This window comes from Listeria costaricensis, assembly GCF_900183385.1.
GTDB classification, from domain to species: domain Bacteria; phylum Bacillota; class Bacilli; order Lactobacillales; family Listeriaceae; genus Listeria; species Listeria costaricensis.
Genome location: NZ_FXUT01000001.1, coordinates 448,234 through 471,619, shown reverse-complemented (window position 1 = coordinate 471,619; position 23,386 = coordinate 448,234). Strand labels below are relative to the sequence as shown.

The window sequence follows — 23,386 nt, the reverse complement described above, 5'->3', positions numbered from 1 at the left end:
AAATGGAAAAACGCGTCGAGCAACTACTCGAATTTGATAAAATCAAGCAACAATTAAAAGAATTTGCCACATCTGTACTTGGGAGAGAAACCATTCAGCAGCTTCGCCCAAGTGCTGATTTTACGCTCGTTCAAAAAAATCAGCGTGAGACCGAAGAAGGTGCCAAAGTCATCCGTCTGCGCGGCAGTGCCCCAATCACCGGACTGTACGATGTTGCCCCGCACCTGAAACGACTTGAAATTGGTGGCAATCTGAACGGACTCGAAATCCACCAAATCGGCAGCAATCTGCGCGTCAGCCGTGCCATGAAGAATTTTCTGGCAGATTTGGAAGATCAGGGCGTAGAGTTGCCGCTACTATATGCACTAAGCAGTGAACTTCTCGTAATGCGCGACATGGAGGACCGAATTGCGCTTTCCGTGGATGAAGCAGGCTACGTTCTGGATACAGCCAGCGACACATTACGCGGCATCCGCCAAACCTTGAGTCGAACGGAAGGGCGCGTCCGGGAAAAATTAGAAAGCCTGCTCCGCGACAGAAATGCCGCCACCATGCTGAGCGACACGGTTATCACGATTCGAAATGACCGTTATGTGCTGCCGGTCAAGCAGGAGTACAAAGGCCATTATGGTGGGATCGTTCATGACCAGTCAGCTTCCGGCCAAACCCTCTTTATTGAGCCGCAAAGTGTCGTGGATCTCAACAATGAGCGCCGTGAACTCCAAGCAAAAGAAAACCAGGAAATCGAGCGGATTCTGGCCGAACTTTCAGCTGAACTGGCCGAAATCACCCAGGAAATCCATCATAATACTTACTGCTTGGGCCGCTTTGATTTTATTTTGGCAAAAGCGCGATTTGGCCAACAAATGAAAGCCGTCACACCGCATTTGAATCAAGCCGGAGTGGTCAAGCTTTTTGGTGCCAGACATCCGCTTTTAGATGCGCAGAAAGTCGTCAAAAATGATATCCTACTCGGCGATGGCTACCAAGCGATCGTCATTACCGGCCCCAACACAGGCGGGAAAACGATCACGCTAAAAACACTAGGACTCTTGACGCTGATGGCTCAAGCCGGCCTGCAAATCCCTGCTGCCGAAGATTCAGAAGTGGCCGTATTCGAGGAAGTTTTTGCCGATATTGGCGACGAACAATCGATTGAACAAAGCCTAAGTACATTCTCTTCTCACATGACAAATATCGTAGCCATCATGAAGAAAATGAACAATCGCTCGCTGATTTTATTTGATGAGTTGGGAGCCGGAACAGATCCACAGGAAGGCGCAGCACTGGCGATTGCGATATTAGATGCGGCACTGGCAAAAGACGCCTCCGTAGTGGCCACCACGCACTATCCTGAACTAAAAGCATACGGCTATAATCGTGCCGGTGTAACAAATGCCTCCGTTGAATTTAACGTAGAAACGCTGAGCCCCACCTATAAGCTATTGATCGGTATTCCAGGTCGCAGTAATGCATTTGAGATTTCCAAACGGCTAGGATTGGAGGAAACCGTTATCGCCTCCGCCCGTTCGCTCGTAGATACAGAAAGTGCCGATTTGAACGACATGATTTCCAGCCTCGAAGAAAAGCGCAATCTGGCAGAACAAGCTTATCAGGATGCCGCCGAAACGACGCGTGAAGCAGAAAAATTATTAAAAGATTTACAAAAAGAAATCATTCAATACTATCATCAAAAAGAGCAGCTCATTGAAAAAGCCAATCAGAAAGCAGCCGGCATTGTCGAGCAAGCGGAACAAGAAGCCGAAGAGATCATCCATGAACTCCGAATGATGCAGCTTCACGGTGCAGCCGGAATCAAGGAACATGAACTAATCGATGCCAAAACTCGGCTGGGACGTGCCAAACCCAAAACGCTCAGCAAAAAAGTCGAGGCACCCAAACAAAAAGTACACAACTTTGAACCGGGCGACCATGTTCGCGTGCTGTCACTAGGCCAAAAAGGGGACCTGCTTGACCGTGTGAACGCTAAAGAGTGGAATGTGCAGATTGGCATTATCAAAATGAAAATCAAAGAGAATGATCTGGCATATATCGAGCCGGAAAAACCGAAGAAACAGCGCATTATTACCAATGTTCGCGGCAATACGGAACCAGTCAAAGCCGAACTGGATCTGCGCGGTGTGAGATATGAAGATGCCCTTGTCGAATTGGACAAATATCTCGATGAAGCTTTGCTCGCCGGATATCCGCAAGTCGCGATCATTCACGGCAAAGGAACTGGGGCGCTTCGGACAGGCGTCACCGAATATCTGAAAAACCATCGACTCGTAAAAAGCTACCGATTTGGCTCAGCAGCAGAAGGCGGCAATGGCATCACCATCGCAGAACTCAAGTAAAGTGCGGCTATGAGCAAAAGAATAGCCCCGTTTTGTTCGCGGTGCTATACTGAAAGTAACATGAAGAAGGAGTTGATGAAAGTGGCAATCCAAGAAATTACCGATGCTACATTCGAACAAGAAACGAATCAAGGACTCGTTTTGACTGATTTCTGGGCAACGTGGTGCGGACCGTGCCGGATGGTTGCGCCTGTTCTCGAAGAAATTGATGCAGAACGTGGAGATAAATTAAAAATCGTCAAAATGGACGTGGATGAAAATCAACAAGTGCCTAGCCAGTTCGGCGTTATGAGCATCCCGACACTTTTAATCAAAAAAGATGGGGAAGTAGTCGACACGGTGATTGGCTACCGTCCAAAAGAAGAATTGGATGAAATCATCGACAAATATATGTAAACCCTGTATAAAATATGATAAAATGAGGACATCGCTTGAGAAGTGATGTTCTTTTTTTACCGGCACGGCCTGCAAAGAACGTGTCTTTTCTTTCAATAAAAAAACGAACATAAGTTTCCGATTAATGGAGTTGATGATTAAGTGGTGTCCAGCCATCTTCAAAATAAATTAGCCTTACTGCCAGATCAACCGGGTTGTTACCTGATGAAAGATAAACAAGGGACAATCATCTATGTCGGCAAGGCAAAAGTACTTAAAAATCGCGTCCGGTCTTATTTTACCGGCAGTCACGATACTAAAACAGCGCGCCTTGTGCAGGAAATTGTCGATTTTGAATATATCGTGACTTCCTCTGATGTCGAAGCACTCCTGCTTGAAATCAATCTCATCAAAAAACACGATCCGCGCTTTAACATTCGCCTGAAAGACGACAAAACCTATCCGTTCATCAAAATCACGAATGAGCGTCACCCGCGCCTGATCATTACTCGGCAGGTCAAAAAAGATAAAGGCAAGTACTTCGGCCCATATCCGAATGTCTACGCGGCGAATGAAGTCAAGAAAATCTTGGACCGCCTTTATCCACTGCGAAAATGTACCACTTTACCCAACAAGGTCTGTCTGTATTATCATCTCGGGCAATGCTTGGCACCCTGTGTTTTTGAAGTAGACCAAGAAGTTTACCGTAAAATGTCAGATGAAATCGTACAATTCCTGAATGGCGGTTATAAAAATGTCAAACAGGACCTGACGAAAAAAATGGCGCAAGCAGCCGAAGCGATGGAATTTGAAAAAGCAGCCGAATTTCGCGACCAAATTACAGCCATCGAAACCACCATGGAAAAACAAAAGATGTCCATGAATGATTTTATCGACCGCGACGTTTTTGGTTACGCCATCGACAAAGGCTGGATGTGCGTCCAGGTTTTCTTTATCCGTCAAGGCAAACTCATCGAGCGGGACGTCTCGCAATTTCCATTTTATAATGATGCCGAAGAAGACTTTTTGACTTTTATCGGCCAATTTTACCAAAAAGCAAACCATATCGCGCCAAAAGAGATTTTTCTGCCAGATGATGTTGACGAGGAGGCGATTTCTGCGCTGCTTCCCGAAACCAAGATCATCGTGCCAAAGCGCGGCAATAAAAAGGACCTCGTCAAGCTGGCCTATAAAAACGCCAAGATCGCCCTGAATGAAAAATTCATGCTGCTCGAGCGAAACGAAGAACGAACAGTCGGAGCCGTTGAAAAATTGGGCGAACAAATGGGCATCCCGACACCGACGCGCATTGAAGCATTTGATAACTCGAACATTTACGGCACGGATCCCGTATCGGCCATGGTCACCTTTTTAGACGGCAAGCCGAGCAAAAACGATTATCGCAAATATAAAATCAAAACCGTTGATGGACCAGATGATTATGCCACCATGCGCGAGGTTGTACGCCGCCGCTACTGGCGTGTCCTAAAAGAGAATCTGCCACTGCCGGATCTGATTTTGATTGACGGTGGGAAAGGCCAGATCGACAGTGCCAAAGACGTGCTGATCAATGAGCTAGGTCTTGATATCCCCGTAGCAGGACTCGCCAAGGACGATAAACACCGAACCAGTCAGCTTCTATTCGGGGACCCGCTCGAAATTGTTCCACTCGAACGGAATAGCCAGGAATTTTACCTGCTGCAGCGGATTCAAGATGAGGTTCACCGTTTTGCCATCACTTTTCACCGTCAGCTGCGCAGCAAGACCGGCTTCCAGTCGATTCTGGATGATATTCCCGGCGTTGGGCCAGGCCGCAAGAAAAAAATTCTGCAGCATTTTGGCTCGATGAAAAAAATCAAGGCCGCAAGTATCGATGAGCTGAAAAATAGCGGCATCCCGCAAAATGTGGCCGAAGCAGTTTACCAAAAAGTGCAGGAAATAGAAAAGAAAGACAAGGAACAGGGAGGCAAGGAATAAAAATGGGGCTAGTTGTTCTTAAATTTGGCGGCACCTCCGTCAGTACCATCCAAAAAATCCAAAAAACGGCCGAACAGGCGATTCGCGAGCAGGCGGCCGGCAATCATGTCATTGTTGTTGTCTCAGCAATGGGCAAATCAACGGATAAACTCGTCCAAATGGCCAGCGAAATCACAGACCAGCCTGATAAGCGCGAAATGGACATGCTGCTGTCGACCGGCGAGCAAGTGACGATTTCTCTTCTAGCCATGGCACTGAAAGCACAAGGCGTACCAGCCACATCATTCACCGGTTGGCAGGCGGGCATTGAGACAGAAGCGGTGCACAGCAATGCGCGCATTATGGACATTGACACGGACCGAATCAAAAATCATCTTGAAAAAGACGAAATTGTCATTGTGGCAGGCTTTCAGGGAATCACAGGGGAAGGCGAGATTACAACACTTGGACGTGGCGGAAGTGATACAACAGCCGTAGCCCTTGCAGCGGCACTGAATGCCACCAAGTGTTCCATCTGCACCGATGTTGACGGCGTTTATACAACAGACCCGCGTTATGTACCGCAAGCCGTCAAGTTGACCCAGCTCACCTATGATGAAATGCTGGAGCTGGCTCATTTAGGCGCAGGTGTTCTTCATCCGCGCTCCGTTGAATATGCGAAAAACTTCCGCATCCCGCTGGAAGTCCGCGAAAGCCACGGCACGGAAATTGGAACCATGATTGAGGAGGAAATGACGGTGGAGAATACAAAAGTAGTGCGAGGAATCGCTTTTGAAGATCAAATGACCCGCGTAACAATTCATTGGGAGAAAAAAGAAGATATGCGCATGGCCAAAGTTTTCACAGCACTTGCTGAAAAAAATATTGATGTCGATATTATCATTCAAGGCATCACAGGACTAGGCCACGGCAATCTGTCATTCACCATTAAAACGGGCGACCTGCTTGAAACATTGGCTGTTCTTGAAGCAAGCAAAGAAGAAACCGGCTTTAGTAAGCTGGAATCTGAACAGCAACTTGCGAAAGTGTCGATTGTCGGTTCAGGAATGGTTTCCAACCCGGGTGTTGCCGCACGCATGTTTGAAGCACTGACCGAGCAGAATATTCCAATCAAGATGATCAGCACGTCGGAAATTAAAGTGTCGACCGTTGTACCTGACCGCAAAATGGTCGAGGCGGCACAAATCCTGCATGATACCTTTGAATTAGAAAAATAAAACAGCGTCTCTTGCGGACTCCCAGTTAGTCTGGTTTTCGCAAGAGACGCTGTTTTTTAGTAACTATCCTCATTGTCGATCGATTCTTTTCGATCCCATTTGATAATCAAAGTGGCTTCTTTTTTACGTTGATTAATCTCATCATAGGCTTCCGTATAAAGTCGGCGCTGATTTTGCAGCTGCTCCGCCAAAAAGCCCGCTTCAAGCTTGAAACTAGGTGTTTCTTGAGCATCAAAACGACGTGCAACTTCTTCACCCGAAAGAAGCAGTCTCAGCTCATCTTTCTTTTCTTTCACCGTCGAAAGTTCGCCAAAGGAAGCTTGGATAAAGAATTGTTCGATGGCTTGATAGGTATCAAGCGGGAATTTTCTGGCCAAATCTTTGCCCGCCCAGTATAAAATATGTGGTGTCTCATCGCCGAGTATTTCCGGCAGCAGATAATCACGTAAAAGTCCGTAGCCGAAACTACTAAAAGAAGCCGAATTTGCCTCCACTACAGGCTTTGTTTCTTCTTGTTCTTGGTTTGGTTCAGTCATCTATGTAACCCCACTTTCCTTTCTCTATTATAACCAGTTTTCCCTGTAAAATAAAAGCAGAATCTTCCTTGATTTTAGAGGAAAACGGGAAATGACAAAAAATACTTGCTAAATCCCGCAAAAAATAAGAAAATGGAAACGTATAGTTTAAAAAGGCTTATCTTAAGAAAATGAGGCGAGAACGTGAAACGAGCAATCGGATTTATTGATTCTGGCGTGGGTGGTTTGACCGTCGTTAAGGAAGTACTCAAGCAACTGCCTCACGAACAGATTTATTATTTAGGAGATACTGCACGCTGCCCCTATGGTCCGCGTGATAGAGAAGAAGTGCATAAATTTACTTGGGAAATGACCAATTTTCTTGTGGAACGTAATATTAAAATGCTGGTTATTGCCTGCAATACAGCAACAGCCGCCGCGCTAAAAGACATTCGTGCGAAACTGGATATTCCGGTTATTGGGGTTATTCAGCCAGGTTCTCGTGCCGCACTGAAAGCATCCCGTAACAATAAAATTGGTATTCTCGGTACGATCGGTACGGTGCAAAGTATGGCGTATCCCGCCGCGCTAAAAACACTCAATCGACATGTGGAAGTGGATTCCTTAGCCTGCCCCAAATTTGTTTCAATCGTAGAGTCCGGCGAATATAAAAGTGCAATTGCCAAAAAAGTAGTCGCAGAATCACTGCTGCCGCTTAAAAGTACGAAGATCGACACGTTAATCCTCGGCTGCACCCACTATCCGCTTTTAAAACCACTAATTGAAAACTTTATGGGCGAAGGCGTGGCCGTTATTAATTCCGGTGAGGAAACGGCCAGTGAGGTCAGTGCGCTGCTTGATTATCATAATCTGCTAGATGCTACAGAAGAGTCCGTTCAGCACCGCTTTTTCACAACTGGTTCCGTACCGATTTTCCGTAGTATTGCTGCAGACTGGCTGTCGATGCCAGAAATGGAAATCGAACATATTGAATTAGGAGAGGGAAAATAATGAGATTTGATGGACGAAAAGAAGAACAGCTCCGTGAGATTACAATCGATAAAGACTATTTACTGCATCCCGAAGGCTCAGTCCTGATTGCAACTGGAAATACCAAAGTCATCTGTGCTGCCACCGTAGAGGAAAAAGTCCCGCCATTTATGCGTGGACAAGGAAAAGGCTGGATTTCAGCAGAGTATGCCATGCTGCCGCGTGCGACTGAAAGCCGGAACATCCGAGAATCTTCAAAAGGAAAAGTAACCGGCCGGACAATGGAAATACAGCGTCTGATTGGTCGTGCCCTGCGTGCGGTCGTTGATTTAGATGCGCTTGGCGAGCGGACTATTTGGCTTGACTGTGACGTGATCCAAGCAGATGGCGGAACGCGTACGGCTTCGATTACAGGGGCATTTGTCGCGATGGCACTGGCCATTTGGAAACTCCACGAAAAAGATCCTTTCAAAAAATTCCCAATCCGTGACTTTTTAGCAGCCACAAGTGTTGGCCTTTTAGAAGACGGACAGGCAGTCTTGGATTTAAACTATGTAGAAGACAGTGCTGCAAATGTCGATATGAATATTATCATGACTGGCAGCGGCCAATTTGTCGAGCTACAAGGAACCGGGGAAGAGGCGACTTTTTCCGATGATGAATTGACAGAACTGCTGCGCCTTGGTCGAATCGGCATCCGTCAGCTGACTGCCATACAAGAAGAAATAATCGGTGAAGCAATCACTGAAGCAATCAAAGGGGCGAAATAAAATGAAACAATTAGTCATTGCAACAGCCAATCCCGGCAAAGCAAAAGAATTTGAAGAAATGCTGGCACCATATGGCGTGGCCATCAAAACGCTAGCTGATTTTCCTGAAATTGGCGAAATTGAAGAAACCGGCACGACTTTTGCCGAAAACGCTGCTTTAAAAGCAGAAACTGTTGCCAAACAAATCGGGGAAGTCGTCATTGCAGATGATTCCGGCTTGATGGTGGATGCACTTGATGGCGCACCAGGCATCTATTCAGCCCGTTATGCAGGTGAGGCGCATAATGATGCTAAAAATAATGAAAAGCTCTTAAATGACCTGCAAAATGTTGCAGAAAAGGAACGCACGGCGAAGTTCCACTGTACGCTTGCTGTCAGCAGTCCAACCGGGCAAACCGATTTTTATACAGGGGAAGTGAAGGGCGTGATTGCAGCAGCCCCGTCCGGCAGTAACGGTTTTGGTTATGACCCGCTCTTTTATTTGCCAGAATACGGCACAACGATGGCGAATCTTTCACCAGAAGAAAAGAATAAAATCAGCCACCGGGCGAATGCACTAAAAGAGTTAGCAAAAAATATCGAAAAACTACTGGCAAAAATTGGGGAAAAGTGAGAGAATATATCTCAGTAGCACATGGGGAGGACGACTTATCAATGAAATTATTAGTAGTTAGCGACAGCCATCATGAAAGTGACTGTTTGCTTCATTTAAAGGAAAAATATGAAGGAAAAGTAGATGCGATGATCCACTGCGGCGATTCTGAGCTTGAAAAAGATGATCCGGCAATGGTAGGTTTCCAGACTGTTAGAGGAAACTGCGACTTTGGCTCTGACTTTCCGAATGATTTAGTCTTAGATGTAGCAGGGTATCGGATTTTTGTCACCCATGGTCATTTATACAACATCAAGATGACGCTGATGAATTTGCGTTACCGGGCGCGGGAATTGGGCGCTGATTTTGCCTTTTTCGGGCACTCCCACGAATTGGGCGCTGATATGATTGACGATACAGTCATTTTGAATCCAGGCAGCATCTCACTTCCTCGCGGCCGAATCCGCATCAAAACATATGCGTTGATCGAAACCGTTCAGGAGGGCGTTCGTGTGCGCTTTATGGATGACAACGACGAGGAATTGACAGATTTAACCCAAACCTTCCCGCTTATAAAAGCCTGATGGATAAAATTGCCAATTGTTTTCAGAAAAGCATTGACAAAACGCGTAAATAAACATAAAATGGTACTTGGCTGTGAAAAACAAGCCTACCTGTCCTGATAGCTCAGCTGGATAGAGCAACGGCCTTCTAAGCCGTCGGTCGGGGGTTCGAATCCCTCTCAGGACGTTAGTGAAAACCAAGAGATACCAAGGATTTTAATAGCCTTGGTATTTTTTTGTATCAAAAAATCAGAAAGAAAATTACACACTTGCTTCAGAATAGACTATAAATTTCAGCCATGTATTTATTTGGTGATCGTCTTTCTTAAGGCAAAAAGAAAAATGATACATATAAAGAAAATGAAGAATAGCATATTGATGAAAGCGCCTAGATCAAAAATAAAATTTAAAATAAGCACAACTAGCAGATAACAAATTCCAAAAATGAACTTCCTTTTCATTAGCATACGGCCACCACCTTCTACCTTTAATCTAGTATTTGCACATGGAATTGTCGAGCGGTAAATAGAGGAGGAAGAGCCTTTTTTGAAAGGATGAAAATAAAGTATCAATCCATCCAGTGAAGTAGAGGTGCTGAGTTAAACATTCTGGATGGACAAAATACTAATGAATTACCCATAGGAGCTGTTCAAACATGATCCAATTAAACATTCAAAAAGCATATCTGGTCGACTATCAGTATATCTCTAGAAACAATTCCACCAGTAAAACCTTTCTATATAACAAAGTACGGGAACTTTAACAGATCGGTCCTGCACTAGAATTGCATAAAACGGGCGTCCTTCATTTAGAATCTCGTTTGGATAGCAGGGCAATTTCTTTTCACCCAAATAAAAATCAGGTAGCCACATTATTAAGCGCAGGCGGTCTAGCTGTTTGCGATTTACAAGGATCGTTTATTTGGAAAACGGAGGAAAACTTTGAGACGATTTTTTATTCAAAGGACGGTCAGCACATTTGGGGCGTGGCAAAATTATCGAAAGAATGGTTGCGGATTGCTGTGATTGATAGTGTGGATGGTGAAATTTCCGCCTGCATAGAAATAGAAGATGTTCTCTACGATAGTTATCTCAGCCTGATGGACATTCAACATTCAGAAGCCATGATGCTGGAGCTTGGCGCGGGACAGGATGGGATTTGTGTACTGGAGCTATGTTTTGAATGCGGGACTATTCATACAAAAGAAGCATTCCCCAACCAGTCGTATATCATGCCAGCCATTACACCAGATGGACAAAACCTATTGACACTTGAAAATGATGAGCGAACCTTTGCGGCATTTTCATATCCGGAGCTTGAGCTGATCGCCAAGCAGTCGTTTCAGGAAAATAAAGACGATGCCTGCATTCCAGATTATGAAGTCATTTATTTGAAGAAGGATTTAGCGATTATACAAAACATGGGCGAATGTTACTTTTTATTGGATCCTTTGGCAATGGAAGTAAAGGGAGAGTTGTGCTTTAAAGGCTACCCTCCAATCTATGACGAACAAGAAAAGTTGTTTTTTTCGCAAATTCACGCTTTTAAAAGAATCGGGCCTTTTCTAGCTGCTCAAACAAGTGATGTAAGAGAGCCAACAACTTTCCTGCTGAATGAGGCGGAGCTGGTTTGCTTTCTTGAAAATAATTGAAAACATGAAATTTAATTTTTTAGTCTCTGGACGAGAATTTCTCCTTCTTTCAGGGGCTTTTTCATACCTTTTAGCCATATAAACGAGCAGCTCGCTTTTCTTCAAAAAAAGAAACAAAAATAAACACTTGAAAAAGAGAACTTATGTTCGTATAATGGGTAAGAGGAGGCGATTATGATGCCGTTGCTAAAGTTTGATTTAGCGCAATTACCAAAACGAGCAGTTCTCGCTGTGGACATCAAGAGTTTTTTCGCTTCTGTGGAGTGTGCCCTCCGTGGCCTTGACCCATTAACCACTAAACTCGTTGTAGTAAGTGATTTGAACAGGCCGGGAGGGGTTATTCTTGCCGCCAGTCCAGCTGTTAAAGAAGCATATGGGATCTCAACAGCCAATCGTTTATTTGATGTGCCTCGTGATGGCAGCGTCAAAATTGTCGAGCCGCATATGTCATTATATTTAAGCATGAATAAAAGGATCAATGAATTATTTGAGCAGTACACCGAAGCGCGTTACATTCAGCCTTATTCCATCGACGAATCCTTTTTAGACATCACAGGAAGTATCGCCTTGATGGGGGACGCAATCGAAATCGCCCAAACAATCAAGGGGACAATCCTGAAACGCTACCAGTTGCACTGCTCGATAGGGATTGGTGACAATCCACTGTTGGCCAAATTAGCCATGGATAATGCCGCTAAAAGGAGCCCAACTGGTATTGCGTATTGGGATTACGAGCATGTCCCGCAAACAGTCTGGCAAATCCAGCGGCTGACCGACTTTTGGGGAATCGGCAGGCGTACAGCTTTACGACTTGAGAAGCATGGCTACTATTCGATTAAAAGTCTGGCACATGCAGATATAGATATTTTAAAAAAAGAATTTGGCATACTTGGTGAGCAGCTCTACTACCATGCGAACGGCATTGATTATACGCGCATTGGCGAGACGGCGCCACCACTTGAAAAATCCTACAGTAAGAATCAGATTCTTTTTCGAGACTATCATGAAAAGGAAGAGGTACGGGTGATTATTTTGGAAATGGTGGAAGATGTTGCTGGTCGTTTGCGTGAACAGCGGGCAATTGGAGATATCATCCATCTTTCATTAGGCAACAGCCGACATGTAGTTTCCACCGGCTTTTCCAGAAGAATGAAAATCAGCGAGCCCACCAATGTAACCAGCAAGCTGATTTACGCCTTTTCGCTTTTATTTGATCGCTACTATCAAGGGGAGGCCATTCGAAGTGTGAACGTTTCAATCGGTGGAATCCGTCCCGATACATTTATGCAAATGAACCTTTTTGAAAACGGGCACAAGCTTTTAAATCATCAAAGATTGGATCAGACAGTAGACGAGATTCGCCATCGCTTTGGAAAGAGTTCCATTATGCGAGCAGTCAGCTATACAGAAGCAGCGACAGCCATTCAGCGTGCTCAAATTGTTGCTGGTCACAGAGGGTGAAGATTGAATCCGATTCTGTCTTTCGTTACAATAAGAGGGAGTCTTGTGAAGCGTTTATAATAAAGAACCGTTCACAGGTCATGTGAGGGGAAAAAGGGAGAATACGACGAAAAGGAAGGATCATCATGCGCGAAAGTGAACGAAAACGTGCGACTGCTGGCCTTGGAATGGCTTTTATTTCCGTATTTATCCCGCTATTCCATTTTATATTAGCTATCATGGCGCTGTATACAGTCAAGGACATTCATACAAAGCAGCTGCGTCTCTATGTCCGTACGACAAAATGGATGAGCTTCCTGACGATAGGCATGTCGATTGTAGAGTGCCTATACTGGACATACGTACTATTTATTCAATGATGAAGGAGTGGCAACATGCAATACACATTATGTTTTCTTAAACATCAGCAGGAAATTTTATTATTGAATCGCAATAAAGCACCGTGGATGGGCAACTGGAACGGTGTTGGTGGGAAGCTTGAAAATGAGGAGACCCCTCTTTCGTGCGCGATAAGAGAGATCGAGGAAGAAACAGGAATTCGGGATTCGGCGTATGATATTTGCCCGTCTGGAAAAATGGAATGGATAGAAGAAAATCAACAGTCAGGCATATTGCATCTTTTTTTAGCGGAATTACACCAAAAACCAACATACAGTCTTCCGCTTGCAACAAGAGAAGGGATTCTTGATTTTAAATCATTAAAATGGATTTTGGATCAGTCAAACACAGGGGTCGTGGATAATCTCCCCTACTTAGTCACGCATATTTTAAAATCAGCAGAACCCATCTATGTGAGGTGCTACTATGAACAGCAGAAACTAGTCAAAATCGAATCAAAAAATAAACACGGATGAATCTGTCATATTTTATCGGCAGTGAGCTATTCAGAAGTTTCCCTAAAACAAAAAGATAGGAAGAAATAACCTTTACACGCAAAATATAAGAAGAGGCCATTTGAAAAAGCATGCATTCTTCTATATGATGCAATAATCCACTAGTTTAAACGCGGTGGAGAAAAGCCGACGTATCCTACTTGTGATATAATGAGCTATAAAAAAGAATAAATTAGCATTTGAGGAGACTAACAATGAAATCAGTTTTACTTATAGGACAATCAAACATGGCAGGACGTGGTTTTTTGCATGAAGTTACCCCCGTCTATAACGAAAATATTTTTATGCTAAGAAATGGCAGATGGCAGATGATGGCCGAACCGATTCACTTTGATAGAGCAGTTGCTGGTGTTGGTCCAGCAGCATCATTTGCACAAGCCTGGTGCCAGACAAATAAGAATGAGCCAATTGGATTGATTCCTTGTGCAGAAGGCGGTAGTTCTATTGATGAGTGGCAAGTTGATGGAGCTTTATTTCGTCATGCAGTTAGTGAGGCGAAATTTGCAATGGAAAATAGTGAATTGATCGCAATCTTATGGCATCAAGGAGAAAGTGATAGCCATAGCGGACTATATAAAAATTATTATCAAAAACTTCATACAATCGTCAATTCATTCAGAAAAGAATTAGGCGTTTTTGAAGTCCCGTTTATTGTTGGCGGTTTGGGGGATTATTTAGGAAAAGCTGCCTTTGGGTTGAGCTGTGTAGAGCATGAGCTAGTCAATCAGGAATTGCTTAGATATGCAGAAGATAATGATAATTGTTATTTTGTAACCGGAGAAGAATTGTATTCAAATCCAGACGGCATTCATATCAATGCGGAGTCTCAAAGAAGATTCGGAATAAGATATTTTGAGGCCTATCAGACAAAAGCCAATGTGAACAAGCCATTAGAAAATGAGACAGAGGCTGTACAGGCATGTTTTGAAAAAGAGCATACCATTGCAGAAAAAAGATACATGAGATTAGAGCAATTTACGTTAGGGAAAATATCTTTAGAAGAAGTAATGGAATTTTTCAACTAGGTAAGTTTATAAGGGGCTTAACCAAGTGGAAAGCATACGGGTTTTTTTAGAGTCAGATCAATAAAAAACAGTCCGTACCACGTGAACTACCAGCACCATTATGATGTAATGGCAGAAAAAATCCCCATTCATAAAGTGACTATGAATGAGGACAAAAGAAAGGATACGAAAAAATACACCGCTTTATTAGAAAAGTAGACTAATAAAGCGGCGTATTTCTTTAACTAAGGGAAACCGAAGCAGTGTATCCGCAACCTGCTACTTGATCCATTGGTTTATTTACTTCCCTTTTTTACAAAAAAGTGGCGAGCTGTAAAAATACTAATGCTGAATATCAATAGGAGAATACCGACCACTTGATTTTCACTATCACTAAAGTCCCAAAAATAGGAGATGCCCATATTGATGAGCGCTAGCATAAGGAAAAAGAAGCCAACAAACAGCAGAAGTAAATTAGAAGGTTTTTGTCGTTTCATTTGCTACGCCTCACATACTACCATGATTTCTTGATTAATTGTAGCATACTTTTGAGCAACAAGGAATAGTAGCAGTCTTACTCACTACTGATTTGTTTTGTAAAGCCTTCTCCAACCACACTTTGAACATCATTGATAATAAAAAAGGCCTTTTTATCGTGCTGATTGACAATCCGAGTAAGCGTTAGAAGCTGCTGTTTGCTAACGACGATATAAAGGATTTTCTTGTCTTGCTTCAAATAATAACCTTGTCCATGAAGAAGCGTAATCCCTCTGCTCAAGTAAAGATCAATGTCACGCGCGATTTCTTCATATTTTTCAGAGATGATTGTAACAGACTTTTTCGGATTATAACCTTCCAAAATAAAATCAAGTACTTTGGTAGAAATATAAAGTGATACAATCGTAAAAAGCATATTCTGGAAGCCGATTACAACGACGGAAGGAATCACCACGATAAGATCAAAGAAGAGAAGGGCGTAGCTTGTATTCCATCCCAGATACTTGTTGGCGATTTTAGCTAAAATGGCACTTCCAGCAGTCGTGCCGCCGCCTTGCATAATCAGTCCCATGCCGAGTCCCATAAGAGCGCCAGCAGAGATAGCAGCAATAATGGTTTGATCCGTATGAAAAGCTAGCGATTTTGTCAACTGGAGGAAGATAGACGTGAAGCTTACAGCAACGATGGTCAGAATAATCGTCAGCCGATCTAAAAATTTATAGCCGATAATCAGCAGCACACCATTAAATAACAGTGTAGTCAGCGCTGGGGACCAGGCAAATAAATAATAGAGCAGCATGGTAAGGCCCGTCACACCACCTTCGCCAAGATCATTCGGAATCGCAAAAACATTCACTGCAAGCGAGAATATCAATGCTCCTCCAACAATTTTGAGAAAATTAAATCCCCATTCTTTATTTGTCATGCAAAAACTCCTTTCACCTATTTTGAGACAAAAAAATTCCAACAACCAAAAAGGAAGTTGGAGTCTTTTTTATAAAAAAGCATTGAAGTTCTTTTCTTCAACTGTCTCACCATAAAAAATTAATACGAATTATCGAAAATATAACATATAAAAAGAAAAAAGGCAATGCATCAGTTAAAAAAATCACGAAAAGATCGCTAGAAACGGCATTAAATTAAGTAAAAATAATCCTAATAAAACAGCAATAACGATTTTTATCACGAGTGGTTTTTCGCTCTCCGCTTTTTTCATGTAGACTGCCTCCTTTCTGTTTATGATTTCATCCAATAGGAAAATTCATTTTTTAATGGCATATAGGTAGTTGTTTTCTTTTTATAAACCTGATAAACAATGATGGCGATTAAAAAAGCAGGGAAAACAATCGCTGTTAAAATTAATAGCACTCGAAACATGCAATCTCCTCCTTGAAAGTCCTCGTATATATATCTAGTGTAACATAATTATGAGTAAAATGGCGGGAAGACCACTTGGTAAAACTGAAAAAATCACAAATTGAAGGAGGAACAAAATGAAACATACAAGAGCTTGTGCAATTATTAAATATCAAGGAAAAATTCTTCTTCATCGTTCGGAAGAGAATGACTACTACACAGTGCCTGGCGGTGGCGTTGAAAGAGAAACCACACGGGAAGCTCTTTTACGTGAAATGAAAGAGGAATTAGGGAAACTCGTCAAAATCGGAGATCTTTTATTCTTAATTGAAAACTATTTTAGCATAGGTGAAACCATCTATGATGCGATTGAGTTCTACTATCAGGTTGATTTAATGGAAGGAGAGGACCTCTATGCAAAGCCGAATTTTACAACGATCGAGCACTACCCACAAGAAGAACAAGATATACATGCGCTTCACTTTGAGTGGATTGATTATGCAACCCTGCAAACACTCAAAGTGGAGCCCGCTATTTTAAAAGAGAAATTAATCGAGCTTCTTCAATGCGCTGAGCAACCATCTTTTAAAGCGCTCGAACAAGTAGAATAGAGCTTTTTATAGTACAAAAAAGCCGATGCGCTCGGAAGAGAGCATCGGCGAAAATAACTTAAACGGTCAAAGAAACGAGTCGTAATGATTTTCCTTGAAGATCAAGGAACGGCAATTTAACACGAGTATCCAAACAATATGCGTCATAAAGACAGGCTTTTAAAGAAGTTTCCTCACTGTCGATCTGATGAACAAATTGCTGAATCTCTTGATACAAAATTTCAATATTTTTTAAGCGATTAATTTTTGCGTCGATTCGATTTTCACTGACATTGACATTGGAGGCCTGCACTTTTTGATCAAATTCTGGATTAATGGCATCCTTGGTTCGTTCAACGCGTGTGTAGCTTGTATCATCCCAGTCGATTTCGATAATATGACAATCGTCTAAATGAAGAAAGTCGCCTGTCCACAGCTTGCCATCTATTTCAACGACCATTTTTGTGTCAGGAAAGACATCTTTGTTTCGATATTTCTTAAGTAAATAATCATACATTTGTAAATGAGCCAAACTTTGCTTCATGTCAACCATCTCCTTATGTGGTTATTCTAACATATTGTGATATATTGAACAATATAAAACGTAAAGGATCTAAAAAATATGAGAATAGGACTGTATTTTTTTAACTGGCTAATCAAAAGTCCCGATAGTAAGTGCGTGATTCCAAACTTTCCGCTTGGTATAATAAAAGCAGTAGAGGAGGATGGGTGAATGTACAAGCAGAAGAAAATCCAAATGCGAGATGAATTGGCGTTACATGTACATATTTGGGATCAGGTGGCTTCCCCAAAAGGAGTTGTTCAGATTGTGCACGGCATGGCCGAGCATGGAGCAAGATATCAAACTTTTGCAGAAGCTTTGAATGAGGCAGGTTTTGTCGTTTTAGCCGACGATCATCGCGGTTTTGGACAAACTGCCAGAAATGAGGAGGAGCTTGGCCATTTAGAGCCAGAAGTAGGTTTTCACGATTTAGTTGAAGATCAGCATGAATTATGGGACTACATTGAAGCACAATACCCTAATCTACCACATTTTATTTTTGCACACAGTATGGGAAGTTTTGTGATGCGTTACTACATGACCAAATATCCGCTTGATGGCATTGTTCTTGCTGGAAGCGGTTTGCAGCCGGCGCTTCTTCTAGCTGTGGGACAGTCACTTTCCGGAAGAGGTGTCAGAAAAAATCCCTTCCACCGTAATAAACATTTGAATAAACTGGCATTTTGGGGGTTCAACCATTCGTTTGCCGATCAGCATCGTTTTAGTTGGCTATCCAGAGATCCAGAAACCTATCTGCGTTACGAAAAAGATCCGTTTTGCGGTCCCATCATTGGAACTACAGGATTTTTTGATAATTTATTTGAATCAATCTCACATGCACAAAATAAAAAAGACATGAAAAAAATCCCAGCAGATTTACCCATTTTACTACTTACGGGCAGTGATGATCCGGTGGGGCACTTTGGTAAAGACGTGCCTAAACTTGCAGTAAGGCTTGCAGAAGCAGGAGTGGAAGATGTTACGTATAAAATTTATGAAGGCGGGCGCCACGAGCTGATTAATGAAACTTGCCGCCAAGAAGTTTTTCAAGATATTATCAACTGGTTTGATCAACAGCTAACGAAATAAGAAAAAACGCTGGAGCACCACGCGCCGTAAAGACGATGCTGCTCTAGCGTTTTTTAATAGTTATTCGCGAATCTGACCTTGCCCCAGAATAATATATTTGCTTGAAGTAAGTTCTGTTAGTCCCATTGGTCCGCGAGCATGCAGTTTTTGTGTGCTAATGCCAATCTCAGCGCCAAAGCCAAACGCAAAGCCATCTGTGAAACGAGTCGAAGCGTTCACATAAACTGCCGCGGCATCCACTTCATTTTGGAATTGCTGCGAAGCAAAATAATCGTTCGTAATAATCGCTTCGGAATGTCCTGTGCCGTATTGGTTAATGTGGGAAGTGGCTTCATCAAGCGAAGCCACAACTTTCACCGCCAAGATGTAATCAAGGAATTCCGTATAGAAATCTTCCTCCGATGCCGCCACATAGGTAGATAAAATTGTGGCGGCTTGAGGCTCTGCACGCAGTTCCACGTGAAAATCAGCCAGCGCCTGTTCGACCATCGGCAAGAAACGAGCGGCCACTTTCTCATGGACGAGCAGAGTTTCAGCGGCATTGCAAACCGAAGGGCGGGAACATTTGGCATTGACAAGGATGCGAGCAGCCATCTCAAGATCTGCCGCTTCATCTACGTAAATATGGCAGTTGCCCGTACCAGTTTCAATGACAGGGACAGTGGCCTCCTGAACAACCGTTTGAATCAATTTTGCGCCGCCGCGTGGAATTAACACATCGAGATACTGATTGAGTTTCATCATTTTTCGAGCCGTTTCCCGAGAAGTATCCTCGACAAGTTGGACAGCAGAAGCGGGGAAGCCTTGGTGGACAAGTGCTGCTTGGATGACTTTCACCAAAGCTTGGTTTGAATGAAACGCTTCACTGCCGCCTCTTAGCAGCACCGAATTTCCAGCTTTAAAACAAAGAGCTGCAGCATCAACCGTCACATTTGGACGTGATTCATAGATGATGCCAATTGCGCCAAGAGGGACCCGTTTTTTACCAATGGTCAAATTGTCTTCATTTTGCCACATTTGGGTTACTTCACCGACAGGGTCTTTTAGTGCCGCAACTTGGCGTGTCCCATTTGCTATCTCTATAATTCGACTTTCAGTTAGCCGCAATCGATCGAGCATGGTTTCAGCGGTCCCTTTTTCTTTTGCAGCAGCAAGATCTTTTTCATTAGCCGCTAGAAGAAGTTGAGCATGATCTTCAAGTTGATCAGCCAAATATAAAAGTGCCGCATTTTTCTCCTGGGCGGTACGCGTAGCAAGTGCTCTACTGGCAGCTTTAGCCGCACTGCCTTTTTGTTCAAGTTCAGACATTTCGGATATCCTCCATTTCTTTTTGAAATTCGGCAGCGAAAAGGGTGCCAATACGCTGCCCGTTTAATATATCAAAAATAACTGCCGGATCTTGCCCATTTGTCAAAAGCATCATTCGTTCTGAACGAAGGCAGTAGTCTGCAGCTGCAAGCTTTGTCAGCATGCCGCCTGTGCCAAATTCTGAGCCCTTTCCACCAGCTAATTGTTCGATTTCAGGCGTGATGGCATGAATTTCATCAAACATCTCGGCTAACGGATTGATACTAGGATCGCTTTCATAAAAACCATTGATATCTGACAGCATGATCAGTAAAGAGGCATCGACTAATTTAGCAACAATCGCCGATAATCGATCATTATCCCCGAATTTTGTAATATGCTCGATCTCTTCAACAGCTACGGTATCATTTTCATTTACAATCGGGATGATACCTTGTTGGATGAGCGTCTCCAGCGTATTCATTACATTTTTGCGGCTAGTGGGGTAATCGATCACATCACGCGTCAAAAGTACTTGGCCAACAGGATAGCCGTATTCACCAAAAAATTTGCTGTAGATATGCATCAGCTCGTTTTGACCGACAGCCGCAATGGCCTGTTGTTCTGGAATAGTAGTCGGACGTTTGTCAATCCGAAGCTTGCGGCAGCCAACCCCGATAGCACCAGAAGAAACCAAAACGACTTCCCGTCCTTCATTGCGCAGCTCTGCTAGTACTTGAGCCAGCTTTTCAATTGTTCGGAGATTAATATTGCCATTCGGGTACATCAAAGTGCTTGTCCCAACCTTGACAACAATCCGTTTACAGTTTTTTAAATCTTTGCGCATAATGGATGGTCCCTTCTTCAAATAGTAATACTTCCATTTTACACGAAAATTCAAATTTTTAAAGGCTTTTGCGTTAAAATAAGACAGAAAAACACCCGGTAAAAAAGCTACCGGGTGTTAAATGTTTAAGAAACCTGTGCGCGTTTTTCTTTGCTGATGCGTGAAACTTGTCTCAGACCAGTACTGATCAGCATGATAATCACGATCCACACAATGACAATCAAAACGATTTGTTTGAAGGCAATTTGTGGAAGTGGGTTGAACGGGCAATCCCAAACAAAGTGGAGCAGAATAGGAATGATGAACAACCGCCAAAATTTCGCTGTAAAGAAGTGTTGCATGCCTAGTTTAGCGTCTCCTTTAGCGATCACAATTGCCGCCCCAGAAATCGCTGCCCAGACCACATGGCCACCAATCGACTGCCAACCACGGCTGAAAATGATTTGAAGCATGGTATCGCCAGCAATATGTGTGTTTTTAAATAGGAAAGCGGCATCTACACTGTAGTTGAAAGCATAGCCAAGGGATTCAAAAGCGGCGAATCCAGCTCCAACAGCAGCCCCAATCAAAAGTCCGTTAAGCACATATTTTGAATTAAGCGATTTAATAAACAATGCCACAATAACCATTTTTCCTGTTTCTTCAATGATCCCAACTAGGAAAGCATTAAAATAATTTAACTTACCAACTGGAATAATATCATAAAGAATCAATGTGGCAACAAGTGCAGCAACTCCACCAATGAAAAACATTTTTACGACATCAAATACACTAATATTCCGCGGGACATTCGCCTCAAAGAAAAAGATTAAAACAGAAAACGGAACAGCGAAGGAACCAATAACCATAAGACCAGGAATCGTATTGGCGTTGCCGAAAATATATGTACAAGCTAGCAACAAGAAATAAGTAATGGCAAGGACGATGAAGACACGTGAGAATACCCAAGGACGAGGCCATGCCGCAGAAATATCCGCTTCTTTAGGCGTAGTCCACTTTGTTCCAGCGATGAAAACAAGATCGCCTTCTTCTTTATGGTGCTTTTTAAATACGCCGGAAAACAAATCCTTTACATGAATCTCATTCGTCACTTTTTCTCCCGTCAATGGATCCGTGTGAAGCGATTGCGACTCATGATGGCTTACATGACGATAGAGGGGTGTTTGGGCAAAAGGTATCCAGTCCGCATGCTTCTCGAGCTGCACGAGCGTCTGATCATGCACCCGACCTTTGCGATAAAGAACAACCATCTCTTGATCCGTGTAAGGCCCTAGTTCTTGGTTATTCTCTTGATAAAACCAATTTGACATAAGGTTATCCTCCCTTTATTTTATTATTAAAGTTCATATTCCACCATTAATGAAAGATAAACTTCATTGTCTAGATTACCTAAAAAAAGAACGAATTTCAAATGTTAATCATCTAATCTCGCATTATTTTTCTTCATTAGTATAATTTTGCTTAATATTTATTTTTTCTGCTTGGCGACTGACAAAACGTAAATTATCAACCAAATACTCTGCAGCAAAATCTGTCAGGATATTTCCACCAAAATTGGCATCTGACTGATTCTGAATCGTTTCACAAATTTTTTCCAACCGATATTTCAAATCTGCTTGAAAATCTGGAGAGCTGACAGGCTTTTGAGGGGCCTCATCACCATTTAAAAGAAAATCAACACTCACTTCAAACAGCTCTGCCAGTTTTTGCAGCATGACAAGATCCGGTTCACGAATCCCATATTCCCAGTTTCCATAAGTAGAAGGGGCCTTTAATTCCAGTCGCCGGGCAGTTTCTGCTTTTGTCCAACCGCGGCTGTTTCGTAAAGTTTCAAGTCGTTCATTAATTTTAGTCATGTTCCATCCTCACTTTTCTCGAGATAAATTGATACGCTCCGCTTGTTGACTGGTAAAACGAATACTGTCCACCAAATAAAGTGCTGCAGGATCAGATAAAACCATGCCGCCAAACAAGGGATCTTCCATTAACTGAATATCCTCACAGACTTTTTCCAACTGATACTTGATATCTGTGGCTTCATTTTGCGGAACGGATTCTGGCGCAGGTTGATCTTCACCAAGTAAGTAGTCGATCGTTACATCAAAAAGGTGGGCAATTTGCGTGACGGTCTCTAAATCAGGCTCGCGAATCCCATACTCCCAATTTCCATATGTTGAAGAGGTTTTAAGACCAAGACGACGAGCAGTCTCGACTTTTGTCCAGCCCTGTTTTTCTCTAAGAAAAATAAGTTTTTCATGAAATTTTACCATATTTACTCTCCTTTGTATTTTTGTGAATGAAATGACTGTAAAAAAGTATGAAAAAGGCGGGTTGAGCGAATATTAAAATAAAAAAATTTCATCCCAACTATTATTATACATTAATTATACATAAAATTACACAAAACGGCTATAATTAGCTGAAATCCCACAGTTATCTACATTGGCTGGCTACTTATCGATTGATATAATATACCTACTAACACAATTTGTGTAATTTGGAGGAGCGGTGATGGAACAGGACAAGACAAAAAACATCAATGTAGACAGGATTCGTGAACTTCGAAAAAAACGTGGAATTACACAAGCATTTATTGCTAGAAAGATGGGCTACAAGTATACGAGCGGCTATTCTAACATTGAAAAAGGAACGGTAAGATTATCTTATCGAAACGCCGTCATATTGAGTGAAATCTTAATGTGTGATTTAAAGGAATTCTACGAAGAAAATTAAAGTAGAAAATAAATATAATTTGATGTAAAACCATCCTTTTGTTGAAAGGGTGGTTTGTT

The 23,386-nt window shown here is 42.7% G+C and carries 26 protein-coding genes and 1 tRNA gene; 17 read left to right on the top strand and 10 right to left on the bottom strand.

Going from position 1 to position 23,386, the window contains the following annotated elements; genetic code table 11:
• Positions 1-2: 2 nt before the first annotated feature.
• The 4 genes from CS921_RS02345 to CS921_RS02330 all read left to right on the top strand — a co-directional run bounded on the left by CS921_RS02345 (position 3) and on the right by CS921_RS02330 (position 5,926).
• Positions 3-2,357: an endonuclease MutS2 gene (locus CS921_RS02345; protein WP_099221425.1), complete on the top strand. Its 2,355-nt coding sequence runs from the start codon at positions 3-5 to the stop codon at positions 2,355-2,357.
• Positions 2,358-2,438: 81 nt separating this feature from the next.
• Positions 2,439-2,753, top strand: a complete 315-nt coding sequence (gene trxA, locus CS921_RS02340) for a thioredoxin (protein WP_240422284.1) — start codon at positions 2,439-2,441, stop codon at positions 2,751-2,753.
• A 141-nt stretch (positions 2,754-2,894) separates the two neighbouring features.
• On the top strand, positions 2,895-4,709 hold the full coding sequence (uvrC, locus tag CS921_RS02335; protein ID WP_099221423.1) for an excinuclease ABC subunit UvrC: 1,815 nt from the start codon (positions 2,895-2,897) through the stop codon (positions 4,707-4,709).
• A 2-nt stretch (positions 4,710-4,711) separates the two neighbouring features.
• Positions 4,712-5,926, top strand: coding sequence for an aspartate kinase (locus CS921_RS02330; RefSeq protein ID WP_099221422.1), 1,215 nt, complete (start codon positions 4,712-4,714; stop codon positions 5,924-5,926).
• A 56-nt stretch (positions 5,927-5,982) separates the two neighbouring features.
• On the opposite strand, the gene CS921_RS02325 is transcribed toward CS921_RS02330, so the two are convergent.
• The gene (locus CS921_RS02325; protein WP_099221421.1) at positions 5,983-6,462 is read right to left on the bottom strand and encodes a YslB family protein; all 480 of its coding nucleotides are present in this window, start codon (positions 6,460-6,462) and stop codon (positions 5,983-5,985) included.
• A gap of 183 nt (positions 6,463-6,645) precedes the next feature.
• Here CS921_RS02325 and racE point away from each other — a divergent pair, with 183 nt between their 5' ends.
• The 10 genes from racE to CS921_RS02275 all read left to right on the top strand — a co-directional run bounded on the left by racE (position 6,646) and on the right by CS921_RS02275 (position 14,386).
• Complete coding sequence (gene racE, locus CS921_RS02320; protein WP_099221420.1) at positions 6,646-7,452, top strand: glutamate racemase; 807 nt, start codon at positions 6,646-6,648, stop codon at positions 7,450-7,452.
• Complete coding sequence (rph, locus tag CS921_RS02315; protein WP_099221419.1) at positions 7,452-8,201, top strand: ribonuclease PH; 750 nt, start codon at positions 7,452-7,454, stop codon at positions 8,199-8,201. The genes racE and rph overlap by 1 nt, the downstream gene beginning before the upstream one ends.
• A 1-nt stretch (position 8,202) precedes the next feature.
• A complete protein-coding gene (locus tag CS921_RS02310; RefSeq protein WP_099221418.1) occupies positions 8,203-8,814 on the top strand; it encodes an XTP/dITP diphosphatase in 612 nt (203 codons plus the stop codon).
• Positions 8,815-8,855: 41 nt separating this feature from the next.
• On the top strand, positions 8,856-9,377 hold the full coding sequence (locus CS921_RS02305; RefSeq protein WP_099221417.1) for a metallophosphoesterase: 522 nt from the start codon (positions 8,856-8,858) through the stop codon (positions 9,375-9,377).
• A gap of 92 nt (positions 9,378-9,469) precedes the next feature.
• Positions 9,470-9,543, top strand: a tRNA-Arg gene (locus CS921_RS02300).
• Between the two features lie 633 nt (positions 9,544-10,176).
• Complete coding sequence (locus tag CS921_RS02295; protein WP_162921665.1) at positions 10,177-11,007, top strand: hypothetical protein; 831 nt, start codon at positions 10,177-10,179, stop codon at positions 11,005-11,007.
• 177 nt (positions 11,008-11,184) lie between these two features.
• Positions 11,185-12,468, top strand: a complete 1,284-nt coding sequence (locus CS921_RS02290; protein WP_162921664.1) for a Y-family DNA polymerase — start codon at positions 11,185-11,187, stop codon at positions 12,466-12,468.
• 125 nt (positions 12,469-12,593) lie between these two features.
• Positions 12,594-12,827, top strand: coding sequence for a hypothetical protein (locus tag CS921_RS02285; protein ID WP_099221414.1), 234 nt, complete (start codon positions 12,594-12,596; stop codon positions 12,825-12,827).
• A 15-nt stretch (positions 12,828-12,842) separates the two neighbouring features.
• Positions 12,843-13,322: an NUDIX hydrolase gene (locus CS921_RS02280; RefSeq protein ID WP_099221413.1), complete on the top strand. Its 480-nt coding sequence runs from the start codon at positions 12,843-12,845 to the stop codon at positions 13,320-13,322.
• A gap of 233 nt (positions 13,323-13,555) precedes the next feature.
• Positions 13,556-14,386, top strand: coding sequence for a sialate O-acetylesterase (locus CS921_RS02275; protein ID WP_099221412.1), 831 nt, complete (start codon positions 13,556-13,558; stop codon positions 14,384-14,386).
• Between the two features lie 275 nt (positions 14,387-14,661).
• On the opposite strand, the gene CS921_RS02270 is transcribed toward CS921_RS02275, so the two are convergent.
• From CS921_RS02270 to CS921_RS15490, 3 genes are all read right to left on the bottom strand, one after another.
• The gene (locus CS921_RS02270) at positions 14,662-14,862 is read right to left on the bottom strand and encodes a hypothetical protein (RefSeq protein WP_099221411.1); all 201 of its coding nucleotides are present in this window, start codon (positions 14,860-14,862) and stop codon (positions 14,662-14,664) included.
• A gap of 77 nt (positions 14,863-14,939) precedes the next feature.
• Positions 14,940-15,788 carry a YitT family protein gene (locus CS921_RS02265; protein WP_099221410.1) on the bottom strand — a complete coding sequence of 283 codons (849 nt, stop codon included), beginning with the start codon at positions 15,786-15,788 and terminating at the stop codon, positions 14,940-14,942.
• Positions 15,789-16,099: 311 nt separating this feature from the next.
• Positions 16,100-16,240, bottom strand: coding sequence for a hypothetical protein (locus CS921_RS15490; RefSeq protein ID WP_162921663.1), 141 nt, complete (start codon positions 16,238-16,240; stop codon positions 16,100-16,102).
• 116 nt (positions 16,241-16,356) lie between these two features.
• On the opposite strand from CS921_RS15490, the gene CS921_RS02260 reads away from it, so the two are divergent.
• A complete protein-coding gene (locus CS921_RS02260) occupies positions 16,357-16,830 on the top strand; it encodes an NUDIX hydrolase (RefSeq protein ID WP_099221409.1) in 474 nt (157 codons plus the stop codon).
• 58 nt (positions 16,831-16,888) lie between these two features.
• On the opposite strand, the gene CS921_RS02255 is transcribed toward CS921_RS02260, so the two are convergent.
• Positions 16,889-17,353 (bottom strand): hypothetical protein, encoded by a 465-nt coding sequence (locus tag CS921_RS02255; protein ID WP_099221408.1) that lies wholly within the window; start codon positions 17,351-17,353, stop codon positions 16,889-16,891.
• 189 nt (positions 17,354-17,542) lie between these two features.
• On the opposite strand from CS921_RS02255, the gene CS921_RS02250 reads away from it, so the two are divergent.
• The gene (locus CS921_RS02250; protein WP_099221407.1) at positions 17,543-18,460 is read left to right on the top strand and encodes an alpha/beta hydrolase; all 918 of its coding nucleotides are present in this window, start codon (positions 17,543-17,545) and stop codon (positions 18,458-18,460) included.
• Between the two features lie 60 nt (positions 18,461-18,520).
• On the opposite strand, the gene CS921_RS02245 is transcribed toward CS921_RS02250, so the two are convergent.
• The 5 genes from CS921_RS02245 to CS921_RS02225 form a co-directional block, all read right to left on the bottom strand.
• Positions 18,521-19,768, bottom strand: coding sequence for a glutamate-5-semialdehyde dehydrogenase (locus tag CS921_RS02245; protein WP_099221406.1), 1,248 nt, complete (start codon positions 19,766-19,768; stop codon positions 18,521-18,523).
• Positions 19,761-20,594, bottom strand: coding sequence for a glutamate 5-kinase (gene proB, locus CS921_RS02240; protein ID WP_099221405.1), 834 nt, complete (start codon positions 20,592-20,594; stop codon positions 19,761-19,763). Before proB ends, CS921_RS02245 begins: the two co-directional genes overlap by 8 nt.
• 125 nt (positions 20,595-20,719) lie before the next feature.
• Positions 20,720-21,904 carry a PrsW family glutamic-type intramembrane protease gene (locus tag CS921_RS02235; protein WP_099221404.1) on the bottom strand — a complete coding sequence of 395 codons (1,185 nt, stop codon included), beginning with the start codon at positions 21,902-21,904 and terminating at the stop codon, positions 20,720-20,722.
• A 123-nt stretch (positions 21,905-22,027) separates the two neighbouring features.
• Positions 22,028-22,450: a helix-turn-helix domain-containing protein gene (locus tag CS921_RS02230; RefSeq protein WP_099221403.1), complete on the bottom strand. Its 423-nt coding sequence runs from the start codon at positions 22,448-22,450 to the stop codon at positions 22,028-22,030.
• A 9-nt stretch (positions 22,451-22,459) separates the two neighbouring features.
• Positions 22,460-22,864, bottom strand: a complete 405-nt coding sequence (locus CS921_RS02225) for a helix-turn-helix domain-containing protein (protein ID WP_099221402.1) — start codon at positions 22,862-22,864, stop codon at positions 22,460-22,462.
• Positions 22,865-23,105: 241 nt separating this feature from the next.
• Between CS921_RS02225 and CS921_RS02220 the strand changes: the two genes are divergently transcribed.
• Complete coding sequence (locus tag CS921_RS02220; protein WP_099221401.1) at positions 23,106-23,327, top strand: helix-turn-helix domain-containing protein; 222 nt, start codon at positions 23,106-23,108, stop codon at positions 23,325-23,327.
• Positions 23,328-23,386 lie beyond the last annotated feature (59 nt).

What these genes read in the sequence shown, in the direction of transcription:
- CS921_RS02345 (WP_099221425.1), top strand. Translation starts at nt 3, where the DNA reads ATGGAAAAACGCGTCGAGCAACTACTCGAATTTGATAAAATCAAGCAA.
- CS921_RS02330 (WP_099221422.1), top strand. Translation starts at nt 4,712, where the DNA reads ATGGGGCTAGTTGTTCTTAAATTTGGCGGCACCTCCGTCAGTACCATC.
- CS921_RS02325 (WP_099221421.1), bottom strand. Translation starts at nt 6,462, where the DNA reads ATGACTGAACCAAACCAAGAACAAGAAGAAACAAAGCCTGTAGTGGAG.
- rph (WP_099221419.1), top strand. Translation starts at nt 7,452, where the DNA reads ATGAGATTTGATGGACGAAAAGAAGAACAGCTCCGTGAGATTACAATC.
- CS921_RS02310 (WP_099221418.1), top strand. Translation starts at nt 8,203, where the DNA reads ATGAAACAATTAGTCATTGCAACAGCCAATCCCGGCAAAGCAAAAGAA.
- CS921_RS02305 (WP_099221417.1), top strand. Translation starts at nt 8,856, where the DNA reads ATGAAATTATTAGTAGTTAGCGACAGCCATCATGAAAGTGACTGTTTG.
- CS921_RS02290 (WP_162921664.1), top strand. Translation starts at nt 11,185, where the DNA reads ATGCCGTTGCTAAAGTTTGATTTAGCGCAATTACCAAAACGAGCAGTT.
- CS921_RS02285 (WP_099221414.1), top strand. Translation starts at nt 12,594, where the DNA reads ATGCGCGAAAGTGAACGAAAACGTGCGACTGCTGGCCTTGGAATGGCT.
- CS921_RS02280 (WP_099221413.1), top strand. Translation starts at nt 12,843, where the DNA reads ATGCAATACACATTATGTTTTCTTAAACATCAGCAGGAAATTTTATTA.
- CS921_RS02275 (WP_099221412.1), top strand. Translation starts at nt 13,556, where the DNA reads ATGAAATCAGTTTTACTTATAGGACAATCAAACATGGCAGGACGTGGT.
- CS921_RS02270 (WP_099221411.1), bottom strand. Translation starts at nt 14,862, where the DNA reads ATGAAACGACAAAAACCTTCTAATTTACTTCTGCTGTTTGTTGGCTTC.
- CS921_RS02265 (WP_099221410.1), bottom strand. Translation starts at nt 15,788, where the DNA reads ATGACAAATAAAGAATGGGGATTTAATTTTCTCAAAATTGTTGGAGGA.
- CS921_RS15490 (WP_162921663.1), bottom strand. Translation starts at nt 16,240, where the DNA reads ATGTTTCGAGTGCTATTAATTTTAACAGCGATTGTTTTCCCTGCTTTT.
- CS921_RS02260 (WP_099221409.1), top strand. Translation starts at nt 16,357, where the DNA reads ATGAAACATACAAGAGCTTGTGCAATTATTAAATATCAAGGAAAAATT.
- CS921_RS02255 (WP_099221408.1), bottom strand. Translation starts at nt 17,353, where the DNA reads ATGAAGCAAAGTTTGGCTCATTTACAAATGTATGATTATTTACTTAAG.
- CS921_RS02250 (WP_099221407.1), top strand. Translation starts at nt 17,543, where the DNA reads ATGTACAAGCAGAAGAAAATCCAAATGCGAGATGAATTGGCGTTACAT.
- CS921_RS02245 (WP_099221406.1), bottom strand. Translation starts at nt 19,768, where the DNA reads ATGTCTGAACTTGAACAAAAAGGCAGTGCGGCTAAAGCTGCCAGTAGA.
- proB (WP_099221405.1), bottom strand. Translation starts at nt 20,594, where the DNA reads ATGCGCAAAGATTTAAAAAACTGTAAACGGATTGTTGTCAAGGTTGGG.
- CS921_RS02235 (WP_099221404.1), bottom strand. Translation starts at nt 21,904, where the DNA reads ATGTCAAATTGGTTTTATCAAGAGAATAACCAAGAACTAGGGCCTTAC.
- CS921_RS02230 (WP_099221403.1), bottom strand. Translation starts at nt 22,450, where the DNA reads ATGACTAAAATTAATGAACGACTTGAAACTTTACGAAACAGCCGCGGT.
- CS921_RS02225 (WP_099221402.1), bottom strand. Translation starts at nt 22,864, where the DNA reads ATGGTAAAATTTCATGAAAAACTTATTTTTCTTAGAGAAAAACAGGGC.
- CS921_RS02220 (WP_099221401.1), top strand. Translation starts at nt 23,106, where the DNA reads ATGGAACAGGACAAGACAAAAAACATCAATGTAGACAGGATTCGTGAA.